The sequence below is a fragment of the Patiriisocius sp. genome (assembly GCF_051252435.1).
GTDB lineage: Bacteria > Bacteroidota > Bacteroidia > Flavobacteriales > Flavobacteriaceae > Patiriisocius.
In genome coordinates this window covers 40,906-61,819 of record NZ_JBPOFW010000003.1, presented here as the reverse complement: position 1 = coordinate 61,819, position 20,914 = coordinate 40,906, and the positions used below count along the sequence as shown (strand labels likewise).

At 35.7% G+C, this 20,914-nt stretch carries 21 protein-coding genes and 1 tRNA gene; 14 read left to right on the top strand and 8 right to left on the bottom strand.

The features are described from left to right. Positions 1–40: 40 nt before the first annotated feature. Positions 41–1,336 (top strand): tetratricopeptide repeat protein, encoded by a 1,296-nt coding sequence (locus ACSHW7_RS07770; RefSeq protein WP_435678776.1) that lies wholly within the window; start codon positions 41–43, stop codon positions 1,334–1,336. 40 nt (positions 1,337–1,376) lie between these two features. After that, on the top strand, positions 1,377–3,827 hold the full coding sequence (priA, locus tag ACSHW7_RS07765; protein ID WP_435678775.1) for a replication restart helicase PriA: 2,451 nt from the start codon (positions 1,377–1,379) through the stop codon (positions 3,825–3,827). 140 nt (positions 3,828–3,967) lie between these two features. Here the strand turns inward: priA and ACSHW7_RS07760 are convergent, their stop codons facing one another. Beyond that, positions 3,968–4,678 (bottom strand): LytR/AlgR family response regulator transcription factor, encoded by a 711-nt coding sequence (locus ACSHW7_RS07760; protein ID WP_435678774.1) that lies wholly within the window; start codon positions 4,676–4,678, stop codon positions 3,968–3,970. 208 nt (positions 4,679–4,886) lie between these two features. Between ACSHW7_RS07760 and rpsF the strand changes: the two genes are divergently transcribed. The 4 genes from rpsF (at position 4,887) to ACSHW7_RS07740 (ending at position 6,567) form a co-directional block, all read left to right on the top strand. After that, positions 4,887–5,228, top strand: a complete 342-nt coding sequence (gene rpsF / locus ACSHW7_RS07755; RefSeq protein ID WP_435678773.1) for a 30S ribosomal protein S6 — start codon at positions 4,887–4,889, stop codon at positions 5,226–5,228. 3 nt (positions 5,229–5,231) lie between these two features. Beyond that, positions 5,232–5,528 carry a 30S ribosomal protein S18 gene (gene rpsR / locus ACSHW7_RS07750; protein ID WP_435678772.1) on the top strand — a complete coding sequence of 99 codons (297 nt, stop codon included), beginning with the start codon at positions 5,232–5,234 and terminating at the stop codon, positions 5,526–5,528. A 14-nt stretch (positions 5,529–5,542) separates the two neighbouring features. Then, on the top strand, positions 5,543–5,998 hold the full coding sequence (gene rplI, locus ACSHW7_RS07745) for a 50S ribosomal protein L9 (RefSeq protein ID WP_435678771.1): 456 nt from the start codon (positions 5,543–5,545) through the stop codon (positions 5,996–5,998). Between the two features lie 98 nt (positions 5,999–6,096). After that, complete coding sequence (locus ACSHW7_RS07740; RefSeq protein WP_435678770.1) at positions 6,097–6,567, top strand: DUF6495 family protein; 471 nt, start codon at positions 6,097–6,099, stop codon at positions 6,565–6,567. Positions 6,568–6,597: 30 nt separating this feature from the next. Here the strand turns inward: ACSHW7_RS07740 and ACSHW7_RS07735 are convergent, their stop codons facing one another. Beyond that, positions 6,598–7,842, bottom strand: a complete 1,245-nt coding sequence (locus tag ACSHW7_RS07735; RefSeq protein ID WP_435678769.1) for an ABC transporter permease — start codon at positions 7,840–7,842, stop codon at positions 6,598–6,600. A gap of 315 nt (positions 7,843–8,157) precedes the next feature. On the opposite strand from ACSHW7_RS07735, the gene hisS reads away from it, so the two are divergent. Together hisS and ACSHW7_RS07725 are read left to right on the top strand one after the other, a co-directional pair. Continuing rightward, positions 8,158–9,531: a histidine--tRNA ligase gene (gene hisS, locus ACSHW7_RS07730; protein WP_435678768.1), complete on the top strand. Its 1,374-nt coding sequence runs from the start codon at positions 8,158–8,160 to the stop codon at positions 9,529–9,531. A gap of 256 nt (positions 9,532–9,787) precedes the next feature. Next, positions 9,788–10,225: a hypothetical protein gene (locus ACSHW7_RS07725; protein WP_435678767.1), complete on the top strand. Its 438-nt coding sequence runs from the start codon at positions 9,788–9,790 to the stop codon at positions 10,223–10,225. Between the two features lie 228 nt (positions 10,226–10,453). On the opposite strand, the gene ACSHW7_RS07720 is transcribed toward ACSHW7_RS07725, so the two are convergent. Continuing rightward, positions 10,454–10,527: transfer RNA gene (locus tag ACSHW7_RS07720), tRNA-Met, on the bottom strand. 332 nt (positions 10,528–10,859) lie between these two features. Here ACSHW7_RS07720 and ACSHW7_RS07715 point away from each other — a divergent pair. The 3 genes from ACSHW7_RS07715 to ACSHW7_RS07705 all read left to right on the top strand — a co-directional run bounded on the left by ACSHW7_RS07715 (position 10,860) and on the right by ACSHW7_RS07705 (position 13,686). After that, positions 10,860–12,164, top strand: a complete 1,305-nt coding sequence (locus ACSHW7_RS07715; protein ID WP_435678766.1) for a DEAD/DEAH box helicase — start codon at positions 10,860–10,862, stop codon at positions 12,162–12,164. A gap of 232 nt (positions 12,165–12,396) precedes the next feature. Continuing rightward, the gene (locus ACSHW7_RS07710; RefSeq protein ID WP_435678765.1) at positions 12,397–12,783 is read left to right on the top strand and encodes an START-like domain-containing protein; all 387 of its coding nucleotides are present in this window, start codon (positions 12,397–12,399) and stop codon (positions 12,781–12,783) included. A gap of 57 nt (positions 12,784–12,840) precedes the next feature. After that, on the top strand, positions 12,841–13,686 hold the full coding sequence (locus ACSHW7_RS07705; protein ID WP_435678764.1) for an aminotransferase class IV: 846 nt from the start codon (positions 12,841–12,843) through the stop codon (positions 13,684–13,686). 2 nt (positions 13,687–13,688) lie between these two features. Here ACSHW7_RS07705 and ACSHW7_RS07700 read toward each other — a convergent pair whose 3' ends face one another. The 5 genes from ACSHW7_RS07700 to ACSHW7_RS07680 all read right to left on the bottom strand — a co-directional run bounded on the left by ACSHW7_RS07700 (position 13,689) and on the right by ACSHW7_RS07680 (position 18,373). Beyond that, entirely contained in the window at positions 13,689–14,252 is a 564-nt protein-coding gene (locus ACSHW7_RS07700; RefSeq protein WP_435678763.1) for a YqgE/AlgH family protein, read from the bottom strand. A 148-nt stretch (positions 14,253–14,400) separates the two neighbouring features. Continuing rightward, complete coding sequence (locus ACSHW7_RS07695; protein ID WP_151673570.1) at positions 14,401–14,673, bottom strand: HU family DNA-binding protein; 273 nt, start codon at positions 14,671–14,673, stop codon at positions 14,401–14,403. A gap of 156 nt (positions 14,674–14,829) precedes the next feature. After that, positions 14,830–15,843: a methionyl-tRNA formyltransferase gene (fmt, locus tag ACSHW7_RS07690; protein WP_435678762.1), complete on the bottom strand. Its 1,014-nt coding sequence runs from the start codon at positions 15,841–15,843 to the stop codon at positions 14,830–14,832. Between the two features lie 88 nt (positions 15,844–15,931). Next, positions 15,932–17,830, bottom strand: coding sequence for a RecQ family ATP-dependent DNA helicase (locus ACSHW7_RS07685; protein WP_435678761.1), 1,899 nt, complete (start codon positions 17,828–17,830; stop codon positions 15,932–15,934). Beyond that, positions 17,831–18,373, bottom strand: a complete 543-nt coding sequence (locus ACSHW7_RS07680) for an AAA family ATPase (protein ID WP_435678760.1) — start codon at positions 18,371–18,373, stop codon at positions 17,831–17,833. 167 nt (positions 18,374–18,540) lie between these two features. On the opposite strand from ACSHW7_RS07680, the gene ACSHW7_RS07675 reads away from it, so the two are divergent. The 3 genes from ACSHW7_RS07675 to murA are packed head-to-tail and all read left to right on the top strand — an operon-like array spanning position 18,541 to position 20,891. Further along, positions 18,541–18,831 carry a DUF493 family protein gene (locus ACSHW7_RS07675; protein ID WP_435678759.1) on the top strand — a complete coding sequence of 97 codons (291 nt, stop codon included), beginning with the start codon at positions 18,541–18,543 and terminating at the stop codon, positions 18,829–18,831. Between the two features lie 59 nt (positions 18,832–18,890). Further along, positions 18,891–19,562, top strand: coding sequence for a DUF4290 domain-containing protein (locus tag ACSHW7_RS07670; protein ID WP_435678758.1), 672 nt, complete (start codon positions 18,891–18,893; stop codon positions 19,560–19,562). 18 nt (positions 19,563–19,580) lie between these two features. Continuing rightward, positions 19,581–20,891 carry a UDP-N-acetylglucosamine 1-carboxyvinyltransferase gene (gene murA, locus ACSHW7_RS07665; protein WP_435678757.1) on the top strand — a complete coding sequence of 437 codons (1,311 nt, stop codon included), beginning with the start codon at positions 19,581–19,583 and terminating at the stop codon, positions 20,889–20,891. Positions 20,892–20,914 lie beyond the last annotated feature (23 nt).

Here is a 20,914-nt window from a genome sequence, read left to right as displayed (position 1 = left end):
TTAAAAAGGCTGTTCATTTATTGAGCAGCCTTTTTTAGTTTTGAAAACAATCTATCAATTGATGATAAAATTATTATTTTTTACAATTCTATTGTTTTCTTTGAATGTCATTTATGGACAATCAATAGAGGAAATGGAATATGATATTTCATGGTCAAAAAGTGGTTCATTTGATGAAAAAATTGATACTGCTAGAAAATTGCAAAGAATCGATATTTTTAATGAGAGAGCAATTGACTACATTCTTACATATTATTTTGAATCTAGAATCGACTCAGTTTCTATATTTTTAAATGAATTAGCCGAAGATTTTCCAAATAAGAAAGAACCTTATTTATTAAAGGCTCAATATCAATATTATTTAAATTATGGCAACGATAATCTAAATTTTACTCAAGCAAAGGTTGAGTTGTTTAAAACTGCATTGCGAGTTGAACCTAATTCTAGAGAAACTCTTTACTTGATCGCCAAAGAATATTATAGAGATTTTCTAATCCCATTTTATAAATCACAAAAAATTGATTTTGAAGAATTAGATTTAATACTTTATGATGAAAATAACAATCCAGTTAAACCTAAAGCAGTTCCAATAATAACTAAATCTTTTCTAAAATCTCCTGGAGATAGCGCACTTGTTTATTTTAATAAACTATGGAAAGTGGATATTTCTAAACGGGATTTGATTTATTTTCCCATAAAACAATTAGAATGTTATTTAGATAAGAAAGTTTCATCCCAAATTCCAGTTAATGCAGTAGATGACTTTAATAATTGCTATTTTCCCTCTTGGTATTTTGCTGATTTAAAAAGTAACTGGGAATGTGATTTTACTATAAATTATTTATCAGAAATTGAGCTATCCAATATGTATTCAGGATTCATAGAAGAGCAATTAATTGGGTTAAAAGAAGATTGTATTTATGATATATTCCTTAATTCTAATGAAGAAAAATATAGATTTACTTGGCTTCGAAGTTTCCATAACCCTATAAGTATTAGGATTGAAAGAGAAGGCATAGATAAATTTGTTTATTGGAAAGTTGGCAAAGGAGCCGCGGGTTACACCCCAGAGGGATTAATGAATTCTGGAAAGAAAGAACTTTCTAAAAGAGAATGGAAGAAGTTTTTAAGATTGTTTAAAAAAATGCACTTTTATGATTTGGACAATCAGCATGTTGTACCTACAACCGATGGAGCAACATGGACTTTTGAAAGGAAAGATGAGCACAATTATAAAGCGCATACTACCAATTCTCCAAGTAAACATTTTGTAAAAATCCGTAATTATCTTTTGGAATTATCTGAAATTGTGATAAATGATAGGGATAAATACTAATCCTAAAAATTATAAGTAATAAATTTTCATAACTCATAACTTGTATTTCATAGACGTCATACTGCCCATTCCCCTCAAACAAACATTCACATATTCGGTGAATAAAGATGAGGCCGCATTCTTAAAACAAGGATTTAGAGTTGCGGTGCCTTTTGGGAAATCTAAAGTCTATACTGCAATTGTGTATCAAGTGCACGACCAAGCGCCACAGGGTTATGAAACAAAATCCATTGATCAAATTCTCGATGAAACCCCAATTGTAACTTCCACCCAAATTAAGCATTGGGAATGGATTGCAGATTATTACATGTGTACCCTGGGCGAAGTTGTTAAAGCAGCATTACCGAGTGCTTTTTTATTGGAGAGTGAAACGATGGTTTCTTTGAATAAAGATGCAGTAATTGACGAAACTAATTTGAGTGACGAAGAGTTTTTGGTTTTAGAAGCGCTTGAACACCGTTCGCCCATTCATATTAATGACGTTCGGTCCATTCTAGACAAAAGCAATGTTGTAAAAGTGTTGCAGGGACTTATTGAGCAACGAGTTATTTCGGTATTTGAAGAGGTTTATGAACAGTATTCCCCCAAGTTAAAACGATACATCAAATTAGCACCGCGTTATATTTCCGAAGAAAATCTCCGCGAACTTCTTGATTCTTTAACGAGAGCTCCAAAACAGCGCGAAGTGTTGATGCAACTTTTTATGTTGCAGTCCAAAGACAAAAAGCCCATTGGGGTTGATAAGTTACTAAAAGCTAGCAAAGCGAGTAGTGCGACTGTAAAATCACTCGTGGATAAGCAGATCTTAGAAGAATTTTATATCAAAAAAGACCGTGTCAATTATGAAGGTGAAGCTGGCGAAGATGTAAAACAATTGAACGAGCCACAGCAAGTGGCTTTAAAAGAAATTAAAAAGTCTTTCAAAGAAAAAGATATCGTTTTACTGCACGGAGTAACATCTAGCGGTAAAACCGAAATTTATGTGCAGCTCATTGAGCAAATGCTAAAAACGGGGCAACAAATCTTGTACATGCTCCCTGAAATTGCCCTCACAACACAATTGATAACTAGGCTACAGTATTATTTTGGCGATAAAGTTTCGGTGTATCATTCTAAATATACTTTGAACGAGCGTGTTGAGGTTTGGAATAACGTTTTGAATTCTAAACCCAAAGCACAAATAGTCATTGGAGCACGGTCGTCGTTGTTTTTGCCTTTCAGCAACCTTGGGCTAATTATTGTCGACGAAGAGCACGAGCCATCCTTTAAACAATATAACCCTGCGCCACGCTACCATGCGAGGGATAGTGCGGTGGTGCTCGCAAATTATCACGATGCAAAAACGTTGATGGGGAGCGCGACACCTTCTTTGGAAACGTACCATAATTGCGCAACGGATAAATACGGATTGGTAACGTTGAATACCCGCTTCGGAAATGTGCTGATGCCAGATATTGAATTAGTCGACATAAAAGAAAAGCATAAAAAGAAACTAATGAAAGGTCATTTTAGCGACCAATTGTTAGAAGAAATGCAAGAAACGTTGAATAACAATGAGCAAATTATCCTCTTCCAAAACAGAAGAGGTTTCTCACCAATAGTAGAATGTAATACCTGCGGAACTTCGCCACAATGCCCCAATTGCGATGTGAGTTTGACATACCATCAATATAAAAAAGAGCTTCGTTGTCATTATTGCGGCTATCATACGGCAATGCTAGTTAGTTGCATGGCTTGCGGTAGTGAGTCTTTGGATAGCAAAGGTTTTGGTACCGAACAAATAGAAACCGAATTGAAAAGTTTATTCCCAAAGCACAATATTGCCAGGATGGATCAAGACACAACAAAAGGAAAACACGCCTACGCAAAATTAATCGACCAATTGGAAAATCAAGAAATTGATATTCTTGTGGGGACTCAAATGCTGGCAAAAGGCTTAGATTTTAGAAATATAGGATTAGTGGGAGTAATGAATGCTGATAATTTATTGAACTTTCCAGATTTTAGGGCACACGAGCGCAGTTTTCAATTATTGCAACAAGTGAGCGGTAGGGCAGGGCGCACCAAAAAAAGAGGGAAAGTGCTGATTCAGACTTACAATCCGTATCACACTATTTTGCAGCAAGTGAGCATCAATGATTACAAAACGATGTATAAAATGCAAACAGATGAGCGTCATAATTATAAGTATCCGCCATTTTATCGTACGATTAAACTGACCTTTAAAGACCGAAATCTTCAAAAAGTAAACAAAGCTGCTCTTTGGTATGATTTGGCTCTTGAACAGCAGCTAAAAGAAAATGTTTTGGGTCCAGAGGCACCTCCCGTTTCGAGAATTAGAAATCAGTATATTACCAATGTACTCGTCAAAATCCCGAAGGAGCAATCATTGGCAAAAACAAAAGAGTATATCAATAAAGTGCAACGAAGTTTTAATGCAATAAAAGAGTTTTCTTCAGTTCGTGTCATTATTGACGTGGATAACTATTAGTGAAACTCAATTTTTAAAAGCTCTCAGGGCAAATTAATAATCTCTCAATTCGTTTTTTACAAACGCTCGGCATATTAGAAAAATAAAAAAACCAACACTATAATGTGTTGGTTTTTAAAATTTCCGAAGAAAATAATATGTTATCTATTCGAAGAGGCGAGGGCTTCAACGAGTTCTGCCTTTCTGTTTCTACTCAATGGTAGTTCTTCTTTATCTAGTTCTATTACCTTACTGTTGTAACGTTCTACTTTTTCAAGGTTTACGATATACGATTTGTGAATTCTCAAAAACCTATTTGATGGTAATAATGCCTCAAAAGCTTTCATGGTTGATAGTACCACTAGCGCATCGTGTTCGGTCACTAACTTTACATAATCCCCAAGTGCCTCAATATAGCGAAGTTCATTAAGGAAGACTTTTCGCTTTTTAAGATTACTTTTTACAAATATGAAATCTTCTTCATCAAAACCGTCGTCATTTTTTAGTTTGTAATTGGTAATCGCTTTATGGACAGCATTCAAAAAACGCTCTTTTGAAATTGGTTTCCGAAGATAATCTACGGCGTCATAGTCAAAAGCTTTAAAAGCATATTTTGTTTTCCCTGTCACAAAAATAATTTGTGGCTTGCTCGTTAAATCGTCAAGTAAGTCAAAACCAGACAAAATTGGCATTTCAATATCTAAGAAAATTAAATCAATCTCAGTAGTGGCAAGACCCATCTTAGCTTCGATTGCGTTATTGTATTCTGCAACGAGGTTAAGAGCGGGGTGGTTTTCAATCAATTTAACGATTGACAAACGTTGTAATGTAGAGTCATCTACGATGGCACATTTTAGTAAGGGTTTATCCACGGTGATTATGTTTATTAAAGCAATAATAAGTATTTTATCGATGAAATACAACTTTATAAAACTTTAAACTAAAATAAATGCGTTTTATCTGATTTTCAATATGATAATTTATTTCGGTTTTGACGTTTGAAAATAGTAAATTATGTAGTATTTTTGCACGCTCTTGGCAAAGCGCTGAGAGTTTATTATTATTTTTAAAAGATTTTATATGAATCATTACGAAACTGTTTTCATCTTGAATCCCGTTTTATCTGAAGAGCAGATAAAGGAAACAGTAAAGAAATTTGAAGATATTCTTATTTCTGGAGGAGCTAAGATGGTATCAAAAGAAAATTGGGGGCTAAAAAAATTAGCCTACGCCATTCAACACAAAAAAAGTGGGTTTTACCACTTGTTTGAATATACTGTTGATGGACAAGTAATCAACAACTTAGAAGTTGAATTTAGAAGAGATGAACGTGTAATGCGTTACCTTACTGTAGCTATGGACAAGCATGCTATTGCTTGGGCAGAGAGAAGAAGAGTACGTGATAACAAAAAAACAGCATAAGACATGGCAACTATTCAAGAACAAGCAAAAGGAAAGAAAGACGGAGAGATTAGATATTTAACTCCTCTTAATATAGAGACTTCTAAAACAAAGAAATATTGCCGTTTCAAAAAGTCTGGTATCAAGTATGTTGATTACAAAGACGGAGATTGGTTATTAGGTTTTGTGAACGAGCAAGGTAAAATTTTACCAAGAAGACTTACTGGTACTTCTTTGAAATACCAACGTAAAGTTGCCGTTGCTGTAAAAAGAGCACGTCACTTGGCATTATTACCTTACGTAGCCGATTTATTAAAATAAAAACAAGATAAGAAATGGAACTTATATTAAAGAAAGACGTAGAAAATCTTGGTTTTGCAGATGATTTAGTATCTGTAAAAAATGGTTACGGAAGAAACTATTTAATACCTAGAGGTCACGCCGTATTGGCAACGCCATCTGCTAGAAAAGTACTTGCTGAAACATTGAAGCAACGTGCATATAAAGAGAAAAAAGTAATCGAAAGTGCTCAGGCTGAAGCTGATAAACTAGCTGCATTGAGCGAATTTAAAATCACTGCTAAAACTGGCGAAGGTGATAAATTATTCGGTTCTGTAACAAATGGTGACCTTGCTGAAGCATTAGCTAAAGAAGGAATTGAAATTGAAAAGAAATTTATTTCTGTTGCCGGTGGTACCATAAAACGTGCTGGGCAATATGATGCAAGCATCCGTTTTCATAGAGAAGTTGTTTCAAACTTCACTTTTGATGTGGTAGCTGAAGCTAAATAATTTCACTCAACATAGTATTCAAAACCTTCCTTATTTATAAGGAAGGTTTTTTTATTAAAATTAAATTATAGTAACGGGTATCATCCGTTATCCTTTGTATGAAATACGCAAGACTTACAAAAGAACAATTAGAAAGCCTTAAAGATGAATTTATAAACTTCCTCGCCACACAATCTATCACGGGCGATGAATGGGCAAAAATTAAAGAAAAACAACCCGAAGTAGCCGAAGAAGAAATAGACATCTTTAGCGACTTAGTTTGGGAAGGAGCTTTGACGCAAGCCAAATTTTTAGAGAATATCTCTCCCAAACTATTATTTCTTTTCAGTTTAGGCGAAGCCGAAATGAAACTCATTTCATTAAAAATCCTAGATGAATCTAAAGACATTACTACGCCAAAAGGCTATGCATGGCTTCAAAAAAACTACATGAATGATGACGTAGAATTTTTTACAGCAACAAAAAAATACGAAGACAGAAATGCTGATATCTTTAAATTAATCCAACAAGGAGCGGTAATCACAAAAGGTGAGTTGTATGGTTTCTTTGAAAAGATTTTAAACGCATAGTGGATAAGTTTCAAAAAACTACCAACCACTTTACTCATACCTTAAACTTTCAATAGGGTCAAGTCTTGCCGCTTTTGTAGCTGGGTATGAACCGGCAATTACTGCAACTACAAAAGTAATTATTGTAGCCCAAACCATGGCGGCAATAGGTAAAGTGAATTCAAAATCAAATATTTCGGCAAAAGCAATGCCTGTACTTACACCTAGAATAATTCCTAAAATACTACCAAACTGCCCGATAACAATCGTCTCAATAAAAAACTGAGTGGAAATTGTTGAATTTTTTGCTCCAAGCGCTTTTCGAACTCCAATCTCTCGTGTACGTTCACTAACTGAAACCAACATGATATTCATCAATGCAATAGAAGAGCCGAGAATTGTAATAATACTTATAATCCAAGCAGCAGTTGCTAAATAACCACTAATCGTAGAAATTTGTGCTAACAAATCATCACTTCTCAAAATCCCAAAATCATTATCCTCCACAGGAGATAAACCTCTAATATTTCTAAACGTAACGGTAGCTTGGTCTTGCGCGCCTTGCATCATTGCTTTATCATCTACTTTAATACTAATAGTATAATCAATATTAGGCTGTGTAAACACACCACGCGCTACTTGGATAGGGATAAGAACTTTTAAATCTTGATTATTCCCAAAGGTTGAACCTTTTGATTCCAATACGCCAACAACTTTAAACTTCACTCCTCTAATACTAATAGTTTTGTCCAGCGGATTCTCATTCTCAAAAAGACCGTTTAAAAAGTCTGAGCCTATAACACAAACATTGTTGTTGTTCTTAACATCAAAAACATTCAAGTTTCTTCCTTGGTCAATTTTGACTCCGGTATTTTCTAAATAATTTTCATTTACTCCAAAAACCTGAACTTCCGGGTCTGTTTTTTTATTTTCAAATTTAACTTCGGCACTACTCGTTCCTTGAAAAGAAACCGATGTGCTGGTAAATGGATATTCGTATGTATCTACAAATTGACGAACATCGTCGTATCTAATAATTGGATTAATTTTTTTGCGTTCGTTTCGAGGACCGCCACGATTTACGCCAAATTCATACCGCTGAATATTAAAAGTATTGCTCCCCATCGATGCAAAATTGCCAGCAATATTGGTCTCGAGTGCCTTCACAGCGCTCAAAATACCAACGAGCGCCCAGATACCAATCCCCATAATAATGATGGTCAAAATCGTTCGCAACAGTTGTGTTTTGATGGAATCCAGTGCAATGCGCACATTCTCTCTAAAAAGTGAAAACATAGTTTCTCGTTTGGTTGCTCATAAGACTATCAAAGCGTCCCAAAGTTACAGTTAAAGCATGAAAACTTAAAGTACTACAAAAAGCATCTTTTTTCAACTTACGCGAAAATGTTAATGAAATGACACATAGTGCCGATGGTTAAAATTTCAGAAGATAAATTGAAATAGACAACTTTCCGAAATATGATAGAAATACAAATCTTTAAATGACACTAAAAAAACCTTCGAAATTCTCTCAATAAATAAGATATTTGTAACGCGAATGAGATGTAAAATTCTAACATCTCAATTCTAACATTTCAAATCTAATAAAACTTGAAAAAACCATCCATCCCTAAAGGAACCAGAGATTTTTCACCCGCCGAAGTTACACGACGCCATTATATAATGGACGTAATTAAAAGTTGTTTTACCACCTACGGATTTCAGCCCATCGAAACTCCGAGTTTTGAAAATAGCGAAACTCTTATGGGAAAATATGGAGAAGAAGGGGACAGATTGATTTTTAAGATTTTGAATAGTGGCGATTTTCTTCGGAAAGTTGATGATACGATGATGACTGAAAAAGACAGTTTAAAAATCACTTCAAAAATTTCAGAAAAAGCACTTCGTTATGACTTAACAGTACCTTTTGCTCGATACGTAGTACAAAATCAAAATGACATCACATTTCCGTTTAAGAGGTATCAAATCCAACCCGTTTGGCGCGCAGACCGTCCGCAAAAAGGAAGGTTTAGAGAATTTTTCCAGTGCGATGCAGATGTGGTGGGAAGCAAATCGTTGTGGCAGGAAGTGGAGCTCGTGCAATTGTATGACGCTGTATTTTCAAAATTGCAATTAGAGGGTGTCACCATAAAAATGAACAACCGCAAAATCTTGAGCGGTATCGCGGAGGTCATCGGTGCGGAAGATAAATTAATTGACTTTACTGTTGCGTTAGACAAACTAGACAAAATAGGAGAGGAAGGCGTTAAAAAAGAAATGGGCGAAAAGCAAATTTCGGAAACTGCGATTGAAAAAGTACAGCCGTTATTTTCTATGAAAGGAAATGCCAATGAACAATTAGAAAATTTAAAAGGGTTGTTGGCTTCTTCTAAAATTGGCTTGCAGGGAATTGAAGAACTCACTTTTATCATCGAGCATGTGGCCCAATTAGGTTTAGAGACCGCAGAATTGGCAATAGACGTAACATTAGCAAGAGGATTAAATTATTACACAGGCGCCATATTTGAAGTTTCGGCACCTGAGGGTGTTTCTATGGGAAGTATAGGCGGCGGAGGTCGTTACGATGATTTAACGGGCATCTTTGGAATGAAAGATGTGAGTGGCGTGGGAATCTCTTTTGGTTTGGATAGGATTTATTTAGTGCTCGAAGAACTCGAATTATTCCCAAGCAGGGTAACAGCAAATACGAAGGTGCTATTTATCAACTTTGGAGAGGCCGAAAGTCTCTATGCAATGAAGGCTATAAAACAACTTCGCTCAAAAGGCATCAATGCAGAACTTTATCCAGACAACGCAAAAATGGGAAAACAAATGGGCTACGCAGATAAGCGAGATATTCCATTTACAATTTTGGCCGGTGGTAATGAAATGGAGGCTGGAACCTATACTTTAAAAAATATGAAGAGTGGGGAGCAGGAGACTATGATTCTAGAAAATATTATCCACAAGCTTGCAAAATATTAACTTCAAATCGAATTGATATATTTGTAATTATAATTGAATATTTTAGAGATATATTAAGACAAAACATATTTCTTTGAATTATTGTTAATAACTTAGTTGATAACAATAACTTTTATAAAGAATATCATAAATAGTAATATATAGTTTTACGGCATTATAAACCAAATAACTTATATTATTATGAAAAATGTATTTTTAGTATTCGCAGCATTAGCTTTATTCGCAAGTTGTACACCAGAGTCAACATTAGATCAAAATGAGCAACAAACAGAAAAATCAAAAAATTGTCCACCGAATGACACAAACTGTAACGGTGTTCCAGATAATCAAGAGTAACGGGGGAATATATTTTGTTATGGCATTTTTTGGGCCATTCCTGCATTTATTTGCAAAGACAAATCAAGAGGGCGTCTTACACTGGAAGTGGATGTCCTCTTTTTTAGATTCATTAGGATGGGCTATGTTCCCTTTATTTATTGGACTTGGATTACTTTCTTTCTCAGTAAGACTCCAAGAAGAAAACAGGAAAGTACTCACAATCATATCAATGATTTCTGTACTTATAGGTTGTTTTTATTTAGCATATACCCTTATTTCTATAGAGGATTTTACAAATATGCAGTACTACAGCATGTTAACATTTATATCAATACTTTCATCTCTATTCCTCAATTACATACACAAAGTTCTATAGAAATCTAATTAGGTAGAATTGATTTAATAATCTTAATTGGAATGCTTATTTAAGAACAAGATTTGATGAAATTAAAAAGAAGTTTTTTACCAGTAATCTAGAATATTTAATCAAAGTATTCTGTTGAAAAACTTTTTAAACCTCGAGGCGAAGACTTTACCTATCATCTGTCACTTGTTTAAAAAAAAACTAAAAACAAAAACGCTTCCCGAAAGAAGCGTTTAAAAGTAGCGAGGAGCAGACTTGAACTGCCGACCTCTGGGTTATGAATCCAGTGCTCTAACCAGCTGAGCTACCTCGCCATAAATTCCTGGTTATTCCTATTGAAAATACTTTTCTACAGGCGGGTGCAAAGATAAAAACAAAATAGTGTGGGGCAAACTTTAGTTTGTTTTTTATTCAACGATATTGATATAAAATTTTATAACGCTTCGGAAACGATTGATTCATCACATTTTAAGTTTTTTGATTTACTATTTGTAATGCTCCATTAAACGATATTTATTCCCGCCAATTTCAATTATAACTCCTATTATTCATGCTTTTAACATTTCCGAAGAAATTAAACGTACCTTTGCCGCTCATAAAGAAATGACACCAAAAATTTAGGGTTGTTGTTTCTCAACAATAATATATGTCATTTAAATCACTCGGGCTCTCTGACGCCCTGCTAAAAGCAATTAGCAAAAAAGGATACACTACACCTAGTCCCATTCAAGAAAAAGCAATCCCAAAAATACTAGAAGGCCGTGACGTCTTAGCTTCTGCGCAGACTGGAACGGGAAAAACTGCAGGTTTTACATTGCCCATGTTAGAGAAGATGATATCTTCTCCATCATTGCACAAAAGGCCTATTAGAGCTTTAATTTTAACACCCACCAGAGAACTCGCTGCACAAATACTGGAAGATGTAAAAGCCTACGGGGAGTTTACAGATATCAAATCGATGGTAATTTTTGGTGGAGTAAATGCAAATCCGCAAATACGTTCTTTAAAACAAGGAGTGGATGTGCTTGTCGCAACGCCAGGAAGATTATTGGATTTACACAATCAAGGATATATTTCGTTTTCAAAAACCGAATTTTTAGTACTCGATGAAGCAGATAGAATGCTAGATATGGGATTCTTACGCGATATTAAAAAGATACTCGCATTGCTTCCGCAGAAACGACAAAATTTATTATTCTCGGCTACATTTTCAAAGGATATTAAAAAACTGGCTGGAAGTTTTCTTAACAATCCAGTAATGGTTGAAGCAGAACCCGAAAACACCACTGCCGAAAAAGTAAACCAAACCATTTATCGCACAAATAAAAGTGCGAAGACTGATTTGGTCATAAAACTAATTACTGAAGGTGACTGGGAGCAAGTGCTCATTTTTACAAGAACAAAACATGGTGCTAATAAATTGGCACAAAAACTAGATAAGGCTAGAATATCATCGGCCGCAATACACGGTAATAAAAGTCAAGGTGCCCGTACAAAGGCACTTGCGGGTTTTAAAAGTGGTAAAGTAAAGGTCTTGGTAGCGACAGATATTGCCGCTCGCGGACTCGATATTCCATTATTACCTTATGTTATCAACTACGAACTCCCCAATATTCCTGAAGATTATGTGCATAGAATAGGACGTACCGGAAGAGCAGGAGCTAGTGGAGATGCTATTTCTATAGTGAGCGTGGATGAGTTTGAATATGTACGGGGGATTGAAAAATTACTCGGTTCAAAATTAGATAGCATTATTCTAGAAGGCTTTGAGCCAACAGATAATTTGCAAGACATTCTAGATAAGAAAGCCGAAAATAAGGCTGCACATAAGCGTAGTAATCCCCGTAATAAGAGCCGCAATTCTGAAAGCAAAGGAAAAAGTAGCTCAAGTGCAAGCGGTTCAGGAAACTCTGGAAACCGAAATCGAGGACGTGCTAGAAACAGTAGATAATTTTTACTTCGGAAATTTTAAACAATAAGCTATTTTTTAGATTTTCTCGACACATATTTAAAAAAGACAAAGGTTCATTATACAATCTTTTTTCAGTGAGTCAAATTTCCGAAGTCAACAAATAACCTTATTGTAAAAATATTATTGCCGTCATTTTCCTACAAACAAAAATCTTCTTGCTTTCTTTTGCAATTTGATTGAAATATCTATATTGGGCATCTAACAAACAACTATGGAAGACAAGGTTAAATACGAAATGGAAATACCTATACAGGTATCGCCAGAATTGCTATATACTTACATTTCAACGCCTTCAGGATTGTCTGAATGGTATGCGGACAATGTAAATTCTCGCGGCGAATTTTTTACTTTTATCTGGGATGGAAGTGAAGAAAAAGCAATGTTACTTGGTAAAAAGAGTAATGAGCGTATTAAATTTAGATGGATGGTCGATGAAGGTACAGACTATTATTTTGAGCTTAGAATTCAGGTTGACGGGATAACAAGAGATGTTTCTTTGATGATTACCGATTATGCGGAGGAAGACGAAGTAGAAGAAGGAAAAATGTTATGGGAAAATATGGTAAGTGAATTAAAACAAATATTAGGTTCGTCCTAATCTTACAATATCAATTATCTTTGCACCGCTTTAAACTTACTTTAAAGCGGTTTTTTTATGGTCAACAGTAACGGAAAAATAATGGCTTCAACAGAAGCAACAAGCAGTATAAAAAATAGAGGTTTAAATTATGGTGATGCCGTGTTTGAAACGTTGCGAGTTTCAGGAGGTAAGATTCTTTTTTGGGAAGACCATTATTTTAGATTGATGTCTTCTATGCGTATTTTAAGAATGGAAATTCCTATGAATTTTACGCAAGAATATCTAGAAGAGCAAATACTCGCTACGATTGAAGCTACAAAAAGTGATAGTAAAACATTTAGAGCGAAAATACTAGTGTGGCGAAAAGAAGGAGGACTTTACACACCTGCTACAAATGATGTGGAATGGGCGATAACCTGTAATGAATTAGCGCAACCATTTTATATTAACAACGAGGGAGATTATGAAGTTGAATTGTTTAAGGACCACTACATAACTTCTGGTTTATTGAGTACGTTAAAAACTAATAATAAGATTATCAATGTATTGGGGAGTATTTTTGCGAAAGAAAACGAATATCACAACTGTTTGCTACTCAATGAAAAGAAGCAAGTGGTTGAAACCTTAAATGGAAACCTCTTTTTGGTCAAAGACAAAAACATAAAAACCCCACCTTTAGCAGATGGCTGTTTAAAAGGAATTTTGCGGAAGCAACTTCTAGCAATTTGCGAAAAACTAGAAGGCTATACCATTGAAGAAGCCAGCATTTCTCCATTTGAACTTCAAAAGGCAGATGAACTTTTTACAACAAATGTGATTGCCGGAATTCAATCCATAACGAAGTATCGCAAAAAAGAATATGAGAATACTGTTGCGAAAGAATTGTTAGGAAAATTAAATTTAAAAGCGAGGCTGGGATAGTCTTAATTATAGCTAGGGTTTTCTGGTGCGTTGCTCCATAACATATAGTCACCACCAAATTCTAACATCTTTTCTTTCCAGAAATCCTCGTTGAGCTTGCCAATTATTTTGTTCTCATAAACATTTGGCGCAACAACCCAACTATTCACTTTTAATTCTTGTTCTAACTGTTCTGTCGCCCAACCAGAATAGCCAAGAAAAAAACGTATTTGAGTTTCGTTTAGGGTATCATTGACTAGCAGTTTAGTGATTGTATTAAAGTCGCCACCCCAATATATCCCATTGCTTATTTCAATACTTCCGGGTATGAGTTCAGGAATAGTGTGAATAAAATAAAGATTATCCTGTTCTACAGGACCACCGTTATAAACTGGTAAATCTGAATTAACTTCTGGAACAAAATCTTTGAGCGTGTAGCCTAGAGGTTTATTGAGGATGAATCCTACTGTGCCTTTATTGTCGTTGTACTCTGCAAGTAGTACAACAGATCTATTGAACGAAACGTCCCCAATAATGGAGGGTTCGGCGACTAGTAATCTTCCTTTAGCTGGTTTGAGCGTAGTCATTTTTTGGTAGTTTAGTTGATTAAATCTAACCAAATTTTTAATAACGACCAACACATTACTACCATTAAGTAGAACAGTAGAAATAAAAAAAGTGCTCAATACAAGATAAACATCAAGTAATGAGCACTTTAAAATGGTAAAAAGATGCTTAGTTTACAGAACTCTGTAAATCTGAACCTGCTTTAAACTTCACTACGTTTTTAGCAGCGATTTTAATAGTTTTTCCAGTCTGTGGGTTTCTTCCTTCTCTTGCAGCTCTTTTAGAAACTGACCAAGATCCAAAACCTACTAAAGAAACTCTGTTTCCTTTTTTCAATGATCCTTGTACGTTACCCAAGAATGACTCTAATGCTTTTTTTGCTGCTGCTTTAGTTACTCCAGCATCTTCTGCCATTGCGTCGATTAAATCTGATTTGTTCATAGTGTGTGTTTAAATTAAATAAATTGATTAATTGCTTTACAAATTTAAACGGATATTCAACACAGGCAAGGATTGACGGGCTAAAACCCCTTATTTGTTGATAACTACTCCCTATTGTTAATAATCCTGATCAAAATTTGACCAAAATTAACGAAATCAATGAGAATGAGGGTTTACAATCATTTTAGAACTGTCCTCAAATGAATAACCATTTAATAAGTCTTTTGTCATCATTTTACGTTTCCCAGGCAATTGGATTTCGAGAATTTCGAGCATGTCATCTTTTAAGTTTACAAATAATCTTTTTCCTACAATAAAAAGAGTACCTACTTCTTTTTCTTCGGAAATATTAATTTCAGAAAAAATTTCTTCGGAACTTAAAATTTCAGAAACCTTAAAGATTTTTACTTTTTGCTTCTCATCTTTCTGAATTAAAAAACTCCACGCCCCAGGATATGGATTTAAGCCTCTTACAAAAGCATCGATGGTTTCTACCGAAGCATTCCAATCAATATACGTATTCTCAGGAGTCAACTTTGGCGCATCCTTTAATGTATCAGCTTCTCCCGAAAGTCCTTTGGGCTGCTCTACCGTTTCTACTTCACCACTTGAGATTGCATCAACTGTTTTCACAACGAGTTTACTGCCCATTTCCATTAAGGTATCGTGGAGCGTCCCAACGGTTTCTTTTTTTGAGATAGCTATTTCGTCCTTTAATATAATGGCACCCGTGTCAATTTTTTCATCAATAAAGAAAGTGGTTACTCCTGTCTTTTGCTCCTTATTAATAATCGCCCAATTAATAGGTGCGGCACCTCTGTATTGCGGCAGGAGGGAAGCATGTAAATTAAAGGTGCCGAATTCTGGCATTTCCCATACCACTTTTGGTAACATTCTAAATGCAACCACAATATGTAGATTGGCATCGAGCGCTCTCAATTCATTGAGAAAATCCATATTTTTAAGGTTAGTAGGTTGCAATACGGGAATATTATGTGAAACCGCATATTCTTTTACCGCACTAGCAGTTAATTTACGTCCGCGCCCCGAAGGTCTGTCTGGCGCAGTAATGACACCTACAATATTTTTGCCCGCCTCAACCAGCGCATTCAAAACGCCCACCGCAAACTCGGGGGTTCCCATAAAAACTATTCTTAAATCTTTTTTCATAATCCTCTCCCCAGCCCTCTCCAAGGGAGAGGGAGTATTGTAGGGCTGTTTTAATTTATAATTTTCGATTTCGGCTACGACTTCGACTTCATTTTAAATAATACTCATTTCTAATTCCAATTCCCAATTTTCCAGCATTAACTAATACTTGTAAAATCTTTAAAATTTTTGATTCGGTAAAAGTAAGAGTTTCGGTGAGTTCTCTTGAAGTCATTTGCGATGTTTCTAATTGCTGCATTATTTTTTCTGAAATCAACCTCATTTCAGCTTTGCTAACTAATACCGACTCCTTTGAGCAAACGAAACAAATCCCACAAGGGTTTGCGCTATTGTCGCCAAAATACGTAGCCAATTGAACACTGCGGCACGTATTGTCATTTTCAATATAGCCAATCATTTGAGCTACTTGTTGCTTTTTCTTTTCGTTGTGGCGATTGACTTCTTTGGCAATACGGTTGATGGTTTTATCATCTTCGCGCGGTAGTATATAGGACAAACTCGCATCGGTCGTGTGGATTTTTAATTCTATTATCCCAGACTTTTCCATTTTCTTTAAAGCTGAAATTATAGTGCTAATAGATTGATTGGTTTTCGATTTTACGAGTTGGAGGTTGATATTTGTGGTCGTTTCAAAAATACCACCGTACAATCTTAGTATCGTTTTTCCAATCACAGCTTGCAATGGGTCATCATTGAAGTATTCCAACGCCCGATTGGAAGAAACGAGAAATCGCATTTTTGAAGTCTGTCCAAATTGTTTTGATAATTGAATGATTCCTAATCTATCCAGTGTATTCAATCCATTAAAAGTCCTGAGTGTATTTAACGAGTACGTGGTGCAAAATTCTTTAAAATCAAATGAGAATTCCTCGTTGAGTCCTTCGCCGTAAGGGATTTGAAGATGACTGCTCAATTTTCTGTAGATTAATTTTATTGCCGTAGCATCTGCAAGCGAATCTATAAATTGATTTTTCACCAATTTTTTATCATACTCATTATATAATATGGTGGCTATCGCATATTCACCGTCGCGTCCAGCACGTCCAGCTTCTTGGTAATAACTCTCAATACTTTCGGGGAGTTGGATGTGGATAACATGACGCACATGAGCCAAATCTATCCCCATCCCAAAGGCATTCGTCGCAACTATAGTAGGCGTTATGCCATTTTTCCAAGCTCCGAGTTTCGCAGTTTTTTCTTCCGAAGATATTCCGCCGTGATAAAAATCACTCTTAATGCCAATAGTATTTAATTCTTTACTTGTTTGAATGGTGTTTTTTCTAGTTCGTGCATACACGATTGCAGCAGCTTTGTTGTCCTTTAGGAGTTGTTCTATTTTGTATAATTTGTCATCTACTTTATGAACTTGATACGAAAGATTTTCTCTTACAAAACTATTTTTTACAATGTTTGGTAGTTCGAGCTTGAGTTCTTTTGTGAGATCCTCTAAAACTTCTGGAGTGGCTGTGGCTGTTAGGGCGATGAAAGGAACCAATGGATGAATATCACGCAAAACAGTGATGTTTTTATAGGCTGGTCTAAAGTCGTTACCCCATTGCGAAATACAATGTGCTTCGTCAATGGCAATGCAATTAACGGGCATGCGTTTTATGGCATTTTGAACCACTTCTTGTTGTAAACGTTCTGGCGAGAGGTAGAGGAATTTAAAATTTCCGTAGCAAGCATTATCGAGCAATATATTTAATTGCTGAAACGAGGTGCCGCTTTTAATTTCCATTGCTTTAATACCCTTCTCGTTCAGCGCATTTACTTGGTCTGTCATCAATGCAACTAAAGGTGAAATGACTATACAAATCCCATCATTTATCAACGCAGGAATTTGAAAGCAAACCGATTTACCACCGCCCGTAGGTAACAAAGCGACCGTGTCAATCCCATTTAAAACTGAATTGATAATCTCTTCTTGCTTAGGCCTAAACGATGTGTAGCCCCAGTACTTTTCTAATATGTTTTGGGGCGAATTCACTTAAAAATGTTTGGTGTTATTTAGTATAAATTGGGCTCTATTTTCAATAGTGTCAAAAGGAACTTCAATTACCTCGTACCCGTATTTTTTATAGCCATCGTGCAAATGATTTTGTATTAATTGTGCTTGCTCAAAGGTTTCGTAACGTTCATTATCGGTGATGTAAATTTTCTCCCAAGCGGGCATGAGGAACACTATATCATATTTGTGATCAAAACAGGGTTTTTCAAAGTCAAATGTATAGTGCGAACCTATGAAATCCATATAAGCAGTAACATCTGGCATACCACGGTCGTAGAATAAATGAGGTCCTTTGTAATTTTCTCCTTCTTTAAATTGGGCGAGTCTGCCTTCCAATAATTTTTGGCTAAATAGCAGAGGGTCAGTTAAAAAAAGTTGGTTAATCCCATTTTTGCGCGCTTCGTTGATGACGCTTCGCGAAATTTCGGGCATGCAGGTTTGCCCAAGTGCTTCAAGGTGTTCGATAACAACAGTTTTACCTGAACCGGGGCCTCCGGTGATAACAATTCTTTTTGGTTTCAATGCGATGTTTTATTGCTTCTAAAAATGCAAAGTTCGGGTTTTTTAATGAGAAATTTTAAAGAGTGCTATTTGTGCTTTACTTTGGAAATATTACAAGTTGTTCAAGTTTTAGTTGTTATATATTTCCGAAGCAATAAAGTATCTTTGTAATAAAATTTCAGAAGAAAATGGCAGAAGAAAAAAAAGTAGAAGAGTTTTACACCCGCCTCCAAGAACAGCTAGAAGGGGATACCGAATGGCCCGCACCATATTTATACAAATTTATCGTTCCGGCCTCCAATGAAAAGATTGCTGAAATAGAACAAATATTTGATGGTATAAACGCCGAAATACAAACACGAGATTCCTCTAAAGGAACCTATACGAGCGTATCTATAAGAGTGACAATGGATTCGCCAGAAGCGGTCATTGCAAAATATAAAGAAGTTTCTGCCATCGAAGGTGTTATTTCTTTATAAAAAGTGTTATTTTGCAAGTATATACTTCATAATAGTACCCCCAATTTAAACATACAATTTTGATTACAGACATAGAATACAACACGGAGCGCCCGCATTTGATTATTCCGGAATATGGAAGACATATTCAAAAAATGGTGGATCAAGCCATTGCAGAAGAAGACAAAGAAAAACGCAACAAACAAGCAAAAAGCATCATCGCTGTGATGGGAAATATGAATCCGCATTTACGTGATGTGGCAGATTTTCAACACAAGCTTTGGGATCAATTGTTTATTATTTCAGACTTTAAGCTTGACGTAGATTCCCCTTACGAGAAACCAACTCCCGAAGGATTAGCAGAGGCTCCAGAGCCTTTGGCGTATCCACAAAATTTCCCTAAATATAGATTTTACGGTAATAACATCAAACGAATGATTGATGTTGCGAACAGCTGGGAAGAAGGCGACATGAAAGAGGGACTTGTTTTGACAATCGCCAACCACATGAAAAAATGTTTCCTTAATTGGAACAAAGATACGGTGGACGACGATGTGATTTTTAAGCACTTATATGAATTAAGTGATGGAAAACTAGATCTTCGCGAAAGTGATGAAGACCTTCGTAACGCTAGTAGTTTGATGAAAAATAAAAAGCGCTTTAATAGTACTAACAGCACCAGCAACGGTGGTAGTAGCAAGAAAAATTATAAAAGCAATAATAACAATAATAGGAGCCGTAAGCGCTACTAACATTTCTTACCAAGATTTATGGGAACTTTTCAAATTGAAGGCGGTCACAGACTAAAAGGTGAAATTCGCCCGCAGGGAGCCAAAAACGAAGCCTTGCAAATTTTGTGCGCAGTGCTCTTAACTGCCGAAGAGGTAATCATCGAAAACATTCCTGATATCGTAGATGTCAATAAATTGATTGGTATTCTAGGAAATCTAGGTGTAAAAATCCAAAAATTAGGACAAGGGAAGTTTGCTTTTAAGAGTGACGATATCAATCTAGAATATTTAGAGAGTGAGTTATTCAAAAAAGAAGGAAGCTCATTGAGAGGCTCTATTATGATTGTTGGACCTTTGTTAGCACGTTTTGGGAAAGGATATATTCCACGTCCGGGAGGTGACAAAATTGGTCGCCGTCGTTTGGACACGCATTTTGAAGGGTTTATCAATCTTGGGGCAAAATTTAGATATAACAAAGAAGAACGTTTTTATGGTGTTGAAGCGCCAAAAGGTTTAAAAGGGGCGTATATGTTGCTGGACCAAGCTTCAGTAACTGGAACAGCAAATATTGTGATGGCTGCTGTACTTGCAAAAGGTACCACTACTATTTATAATGCAGCTTGTGAACCTTATTTACAACAGCTTTGTAAAATGTTGAACTCCATGGGAGCGGACATTAAAGGTGTTGGTTCAAACATGCTTATCATTGATGGTGTTAAAAAACTTGGAGGTTGCTCACACCGTGTGTTGCCTGATATGATTGAGATTGGAAGCTGGATTGGGCTCGCGGCAATGACGCGCAGCGAAATCACTATCAAAGATGTTAGCTGGGAAAATTTAGGACTGATTCCAAATACCTTTAGAAAACTAGGAATTAAATTAGAGAAAAAAGGAGACGATATTTATATTCCTAAACAAGAACATTACGAAATTCAAGGGTATATCGATGGATCTACATTGACCGTTGCAGATGCTCCTTGGCCAGGATTTACCCCAGATTTATTGAGTATTGTACTGGTTGTTTGTACACAAGCAAAAGGGAGTGTATTGATTCACCAAAAAATGTTTGAAAGTAGATTGTTCTTCGTTGATAAATTAATTGACATGGGAGCACGTATTATTTTATGTGATCCACACAGAGCTACAGTAATTGGCCATAATTTTGAGTCTATGCTTAAAGCGACAACAATGGTTTCTCCAGATATTAGAGCTGGAATTTCGTTATTGATTGCAGCGCTTTCTGCAAAAGGAACAAGTACGATTCATAATATTGAACAAATTGACCGTGGTTACGAAAATATCGATGAGCGATTGAGAGCGATTGGCGCAAAAATTACAAGAACAGAATAATTATAGATAAAAATCAATTATTA